Annotated in this window: 7 protein-coding genes; 5 read left to right on the top strand and 2 right to left on the bottom strand. The window is 33.1% G+C overall.

What is annotated here, in order from left to right:
• Nucleotides 1-92 precede the first annotated feature (92 nt).
• From QMO11_RS20900 to QMO11_RS20910, 3 genes are all read left to right on the top strand, one after another.
• Complete coding sequence (locus QMO11_RS20900; protein WP_282039809.1) at nt 93-656, top strand: 3'-5' exonuclease; 564 nt, start codon at nt 93-95, stop codon at nt 654-656.
• 79 nt (nt 657-735) lie between these two features.
• Complete coding sequence (locus tag QMO11_RS20905) at nt 736-909, top strand: Lacal_2735 family protein (protein WP_139314811.1); 174 nt, start codon at nt 736-738, stop codon at nt 907-909.
• Nucleotides 910-912: 3 nt separating this feature from the next.
• Nucleotides 913-1,377: an SRPBCC family protein gene (locus QMO11_RS20910; RefSeq protein ID WP_282039810.1), complete on the top strand. Its 465-nt coding sequence runs from the start codon at nt 913-915 to the stop codon at nt 1,375-1,377.
• 71 nt (nt 1,378-1,448) lie between these two features.
• Here QMO11_RS20910 and QMO11_RS20915 read toward each other — a convergent pair whose 3' ends face one another.
• Nucleotides 1,449-2,108 carry a PQLLE family protein gene (locus QMO11_RS20915; RefSeq protein WP_282039811.1) on the bottom strand — a complete coding sequence of 220 codons (660 nt, stop codon included), beginning with the start codon at nt 2,106-2,108 and terminating at the stop codon, nt 1,449-1,451.
• A 940-nt stretch (nt 2,109-3,048) separates the two neighbouring features.
• Between QMO11_RS20915 and QMO11_RS20920 the strand changes: the two genes are divergently transcribed.
• Nucleotides 3,049-4,149 (top strand): MBOAT family O-acyltransferase, encoded by a 1,101-nt coding sequence (locus QMO11_RS20920; protein WP_345741873.1) that lies wholly within the window; start codon nt 3,049-3,051, stop codon nt 4,147-4,149.
• Nucleotides 4,150-4,155: 6 nt separating this feature from the next.
• Complete coding sequence (locus QMO11_RS20925) at nt 4,156-5,055, top strand: hypothetical protein (RefSeq protein ID WP_282039813.1); 900 nt, start codon at nt 4,156-4,158, stop codon at nt 5,053-5,055.
• A gap of 484 nt (nt 5,056-5,539) precedes the next feature.
• Here the strand turns inward: QMO11_RS20925 and QMO11_RS20930 are convergent, their stop codons facing one another.
• Nucleotides 5,540-6,574 (bottom strand): hypothetical protein, encoded by a 1,035-nt coding sequence (locus QMO11_RS20930; protein WP_282039815.1) that lies wholly within the window; start codon nt 6,572-6,574, stop codon nt 5,540-5,542.
• Between the last annotated feature and the right edge of the window lie 151 nt (nt 6,575-6,725).

Below are 6,725 nucleotides of genomic sequence, written 5' to 3' on the forward strand. Positions count from 1 at the left end.
TAGTATTTTTTAAGCCAAAAGCAGGCTTGTGATATGGGTATTACTTTAATAATAATTATAATTGTTCCGCAATTAATCATAAGCCAATACAAATGAGCAAAATTCTAATTTTAGATATAGAAACAACAGGCTTTCAGAACCAAGGAGGAAGCATAGTAGAAATAGGCATTGTTGAATTATGCCTTGAATCGGGAAATGTAAAAACAATTTTTGATTCGCTTATGCGCGAGGATATTTTAACAGCAAAACACCGCGAAGAACCAATGGGTTGGATTTTTCGCAACTCTACCCTTACAGTTGAAGAAGTACGAGATGCTCCACTAGCCAAAGATATACTACCACAGGTGCAAGACGTTTTAAACCAATATCCATTGGGATGCACGGCCTATAACAAAAACTTCGATTTTGGCTTTCTAAAAAGCCGTGGTTTAGAAATTAAAGAACTGCCCTGCCCTATGATACTATCAACCGATATTTGCCAGTTGCCCAACAAAAATGGCTACGACAATTACAAATGGCCATCGGTTGAAGAAGCTTGGAAACACTTTTTCCCAACACAACCATACAATGAATTACACCGTGGTGCCGATGATGCCAAACACGAGGCTTTAATTGTGTACGAATTGTATAAGATGGGTGTGTTCGAGTTAAACTAGATAAACGCCCACATTTCAGCAAGGCTAAACCATTACTCACTTCAGGGGTTCTATTAAGGAATATTAAAACCCTGAAACCATGTTTAAGATTTTTAAAAAGAAAACGGAGCTTGAAAAACTCGAAAGCCAATATCATAAACTTTTAAAGGAAGCGCATAGCTTATCTACCACAAACAGAAAGCTAAGCGATAACAAATCGGTTGAAGCAAATCAAGTATTGGCAAAAATTGAGGCCTTAAAACTAAATAGCTAGCTTATGGGGTTTTATCAATTTAAAAGCAGTCAGTATTTTAATAATAGCCTCGATGAGCTGTGGGAGTTTATCTCGAACCCTCGCAACTTAAAAACCATTACGCCCGACTATATGGGCTTTGATATACAAACCGAGGATTTGCCCGAGAAAATGTACGAGGGTATGATAATCAAATACAAAGTTTCGCCGGCATTTGGTATTAAAACCACTTGGGTAACTGAAATAACCCATGTAAAACACCAACATTATTTTGTTGACGAACAGCGGATAGGCCCTTATAAAGTATGGCATCACGAGCACTTTTTAGAACCTACTGGTACTGGCACCATAATGCGAGATATAGTTAGCTACCAACCGCCGTTTGGTATTTTAGGAAACCTCGCAAACGCAATCCTCATCAAGAGAAAACTGAACGAAATATTCGACTACCGGTCCATGGCTTTAAAAAAGCGATTCCCACAAGACTAGGCCATAGCAAATAAAAAAGCGATACTGTAATAGCATCGCTTTTCATTTATCTGTTTTATACAACTTCTTAACTAACTTCTAACAAATATGCCTAAGGTTTCGAGTAGTTGAGGCTGATCATAAAGGGCAATTTGCGCCATATTATCAAAATCATCCATCCACTCCTTTAACTCAAAAATAGCATGATCCTTAACTTTTGTGGCATTCTGTGATTCCCCTACCTCAACCTTATAATCGCGCCTATACTCTATCAGATTATTTACCTGCTCAGCACAAGCTGTAGCTTCATCTAAACCCAAGTCTATCAAACTTGTTTTAAGCTGAATACTTTCTTTATCAATAATAACCTTGTAAAAATTAACAAACTGATTTACCAATAACTCAAAATTTGTTGGCGTATTACCTACAATACCTAAATCAATAAGTACGTTGGGTTCCTTTTTAAACAAACGCCCACATAATTCTTTATCTCTAAAATATTTGGCTTTTACAGATTCGTAAGTAGTCTCAAACAAGTTTTTAGCCTGCTTCGATTCTTTATCTTCCTTGGTTTTACTATTAAAAGCCTCACGGGCACTATTACATATGCTAAGCCCCTCTTCTATTTTAGTAGCATCGTACATAAATTTACTCATCATAGGTACAATTTTAGGATTGGTTTTAGCATTAGATAAGGCTGATTCTGCTTTTTCAATAAATTTGGCTTGACTTGTGTTTAAGTAAAATTTCATAGTTTATTTTTAAATTATTATAACGTTAACTGCATACTAAATTATCATAATAACAGATAAAAACAAACACTAACCCCCTCTATATCTTAAGGTAAATAAAAAATACCACCCTATAAATCAAGCCCAACGTGGCATTATGCCTATTGATGTTATATAACATAAGCTATAACACAATAAACGAATGAACCACTTCTCTAACTTTTTACTTTTATACCATATAATTTTACTTTTTCATGACGGAATGACTGTTTTTCATGACAATATGCGGGTTTTGGAGGGCAATATGGTACTCTAGGTATACATTATGAAGCTTTATGTGCACAGAATAAAGGTTTAAGGGGGCATTATGGAGGTTTAGGGGCTTGCTATAAGGGTATAGGTGATACATTTTATCCTGGAATACAACTCCAAAATCCCAACTAGTTTGGAGTTTAAGTTAGGGTACTTCATGTTTTTAATACCCTATTAGAGGAGCTAGAAAGGATATTTCGGCAAATAACAATTAAATCTAAAACACTGAAAATCATTTAAACTTTAAAAATTAAAGTCCTATATTGGGGCTTAAAATCTTTATCAAGAAACAATGTTATTTAATTCTATAGACTTTGCCTTATTCTTACCTATCATTTTCATTCTATATTGGTTTTTAACAAACAGAAAGCTACAATTACAAAATGCACTCATTGTCGTTGCTAGTTATATATTCTACGGTTGGTGGGATTGGAGATTTTTATCTCTAATTTTGTTCAGTACAATGGTTGACTACTCTATAGGACTCAAACTTAAAACAGAGGAGAAACAAACAAAAAGGAAAGTACTTTTATGGTCAAGCATATTAGTAAATTTGGGCTTTCTAGGATTTTTTAAATACTATAATTTCTTCCTTGACAATTTTTTAACGGCTTTCTCTTTCTTTGGAAGAGAGATAAAAGCAAATTCATTGAATATTATATTACCTGTTGGAATTAGCTTTTATACTTTTCAAACTTTGAGCTATACTATTGACGTCTATAAACGAAAGCTTGAACCAACTAAGGATTTTGTTGCTTTTTCAGCTTTTGTAAGCTTTTTCCCTCAGCTAGTTGCTGGGCCTATTGAACGCGCCACGCATTTATTACCTCAGTTTTATAAAAAAAGAAGTTTTGATTATACAAAAGCAGCAGATGGCATGAGGCAAATATTATGGGGTTTGTTCAAAAAGATTGTTATAGCTGATAATTGTGCCGATTTAGCCAATCAAATATTTAATAATTCAAACGATGTAAATGGTAGCTCTTTAGTACTAGGTGCAATCTTCTTCACCTTTCAGATTTATGGTGATTTCTCAGGTTATTCTGATATAGCTATTGGGACTTCTAGATTATTTGGATTCGACCTAATGCAGAACTTTGCCTTTCCATACTTCTCAAGAGATATGGCTGAGTTTTGGCGACGCTGGCATATATCACTTTCAACCTGGTTTAGAGATTATTTATACATTCCATTAGGAGGAAGTAGGGTAAATAAAGGGCGTGCCATAAGAAACACCTTTATCATTTTTATTGTAAGCGGCTTTTGGCACGGTGCTAATTGGACATTCATTGTTTGGGGTTTACTAAATGCACTATATTTTATACCATTGTTGGTTACTGGGAAGAACCGCAATAATTTAAATATTGCAGCACATGGAAAATGGCTCCCCTCGCTAAAAGAATTATTGCAAATATTACTCACATTTAGCTTAACCGTTTTTGCATGGATATTTTTTAGAGCTGAAAATATTCATCACGCATTTGAAATAATCTTAAATATCTTTTCAAAGGATATTTTTATATTTAACAGAGTTGATTTCCTGGGCAGCTATATGCATCCTGTAAAAATGTTAGCTTTATTAGCTGTATTCATTCTAATGGAGTGGATTGGAAGAAATGATAAATATGCTATTGAAAGATTAGCATTAAATTGGAAACGACCATTAAGATATGCTTTGTATTATGTCATTCTTATTGCAATATTTGAGTTTAGTGGTAAGGAACAAGAGTTTATATATTTTCAATTTTAGTTTAGTATGAAAAAATTTGCAATCAACATACCGAGGTTTATTATTGCTCCATTAATATTTGTTTGTACATTAATAATGATAACGCGTTACCAAGCACAAAAAATAACAGTAGGTAACTCAACTCAAATCATTATCGCAGGAGACTCACATACTGAAACAGGCCTTAACGATGAAATAATAAAAAATTCCTTAAACATTGCTCAATCTTCAGAATTATTTATTTACACCTACAGTAAAATTAAAGCAATAATAAATAATAATCCTCAAATAAATAAAGTGATTCTAGGTGTATCATTCCATTCTTTTGCAAAAGAATATGATAGATTCTTAGAAAATCCGGATAGAACGAAAGGTATGTTTCCAAGATATTTCACAGTAATGGATATTAATTCTTGCCTAGACATTCCACAAATCACCTTAAATGGTGCATATAAAATTATAAGAAGTCTCATTGATTTTCCTTTCTCAGCAAACTCTATACAAGAATATTCTTTCATTGGGAAATACTACAAGAGTTCAAAAAATAACTTAAATGATAGCACTATAAACATTGCTATACAAAGACATTATTTTTATCCCGATTATAACAAAGAAACTTCTCTCTATTCTGATTATCAACAGAAATACCTAATTAATATCGTTGAATATTGTGAAAATAACAATATTGACCTTGTGCTTGTTAATACTCCAATTTCACCTGGGTATATGGAGCGTATTCCTAAGAATTATATTTCGAATTATTATTCCCTTATAAATACTATCAAAGACAAAGTGCATTTTTATGACTTTCATGCATTAGAAATGCCACAAGAGTGCTATGGAGACGGAGATCACCTCAACTCAAAAGGGGCAGAAAAACTAAGCCTTATTTTTAATAAGATAATGAATGCTCCACTCCAGCTCTGATTCAGCCTTAATATAATACATATAAAAGGCATCACCTCACTAAATTTAATGCTTAGATTTCTCGCACTGCCTTAAGATTCCTTCGTGCCTACCAATGACAGAAAATCACATTCGCCTGTTTAATAACTCTTTATGAAATTATCATTAACATCTATTAACAAGTGACTTGATCCCTGTCATCAACTTATTATGACTAATTTTTATTGGGTGGCGGCTCGGAATGACGATAGCCTTGCGATATTGCGAAGAGTCAGCCGATAAGGTAAGCGCTTCGTCTATTAAAGGTGTAAAAACCGTTTTTACACCAGGAAAAAACCTTAAAACAATGCTCAAAAATTTAGAGTTTCAGAAAGAGTAATTAGGTAATTATAAAAATGTAAGGTGTTTTCCCTCAAAAACACCTTACATTTTTCAAAAAACACACGTCTTTTTTGAAAAAACACGTGTGTTTTTTTATGCCTTTATTTTAGGGGCTTGAGGAGGGTTACTTCCACGAATCAGGAATATCGTTAAAGTTTTCCAATTTTGTGCATCCTTTAAAACAAAACGTTCCACTTGCATTGGTATCGTCCCATAAGGTAGGCGCATTTCCTTGTAGGTTTGTGCAATCAGAAAAAGCAAGATTATAGACGCCTTGTTCTATATTATCGAATAATTGATTTGGAATGCTTTGCAGTTTATCACAATATGAAAAAGATGAGTAAAAACGTTTGGCATTTATGTTATTATGGAATAATTTTTCAGGGATGACATTTAAATTATGATTTTGTGAAAACGCGCCCTCAAAATTCTCAGCTAAAATATTATTTGTAAATAATTCTTCTGGAATAGTATGAATATTACAAGCATAAAAAACATTGGTAAAGTCTGTAGCATTTACATTTGTCTTGAATAGATCTCGAGGAATATCGGAAAGCATTGTACAGCCCCAAAAAGTTTTCCTAAAAGCATTTATATTACTTGTATACGATAAAAAATCGTTAGGAAGCGAGCTTATCTTTGTATTATTTTTAAAGGCTATACTATTTAATTGAGGTGAGTTTTTTAAACACTCATCAGAAACAGATTGTATGTTTGTGTTATTAACAATTAAATTTTCGATATCAGAAACAACAATTAATTCTTTCAGTTGCTTACTTTCCAGTGCTAATAATTTAGTTTGCTCGCTATCGTATTTTCCCTTAAATACGATATGTTGCTCCTCATTATCTACTGATTCTATAATTATTTCTTTGGTGGGTTCATCAATTCTAATTTCTCTTTCGTCATTAATAGAAATTACACCGTAAAATCCAGGCATCTGAAGTTTTAAGTCCTGATAACTTCGTTCGGTTTTTATTTCTAATAATATACTATCAGAGAAATCGACATCCGTGATTTTATCAGAACAAGAAATGCAACTAAATATTGCAAGAAAAAGAATAATTATTGGTCTCATATTATGTTTTCGCAGCAAATTCAATAAACGTGCCACCAAAACAAACTTCGATACTTTACCATCAACTTTAGTGTAATCCATACAGAAAAGCAATTAATTAAATGCTTAGATTTCTCGCGCTGCCTTAAGATTCCTTCGTGCCTACCAATGACAGGAAATTATATTTACCTGTTTAATAGTGCTTTATGAAATTATCATTAACATCTATTAACAAGTGGCTTGATCCCTGTCA

Origin of the sequence: Saccharicrinis aurantiacus (assembly GCF_947489045.1) — a bacterium.
GTDB classification, from domain to species: domain Bacteria; phylum Bacteroidota; class Bacteroidia; order Bacteroidales; family Marinilabiliaceae; genus Saccharicrinis; species Saccharicrinis aurantiacus.

Bases quoted from the DNA above. Each gene is read 5' to 3' on its own strand.
- QMO11_RS20930 (WP_282039815.1), bottom strand. From the start codon at position 6,574: ATGGATTACACTAAAGTTGATGGTAAAGTATCGAAGTTTGTTTTGGTG.
- QMO11_RS20905 (WP_139314811.1), top strand. From the start codon at position 736: ATGTTTAAGATTTTTAAAAAGAAAACGGAGCTTGAAAAACTCGAAAGC.
- QMO11_RS20925 (WP_282039813.1), top strand. From the start codon at position 4,156: ATGAAAAAATTTGCAATCAACATACCGAGGTTTATTATTGCTCCATTA.
- QMO11_RS20915 (WP_282039811.1), bottom strand. From the start codon at position 2,108: ATGAAATTTTACTTAAACACAAGTCAAGCCAAATTTATTGAAAAAGCA.
- QMO11_RS20900 (WP_282039809.1), top strand. From the start codon at position 93: ATGAGCAAAATTCTAATTTTAGATATAGAAACAACAGGCTTTCAGAAC.
- QMO11_RS20910 (WP_282039810.1), top strand. From the start codon at position 913: ATGGGGTTTTATCAATTTAAAAGCAGTCAGTATTTTAATAATAGCCTC.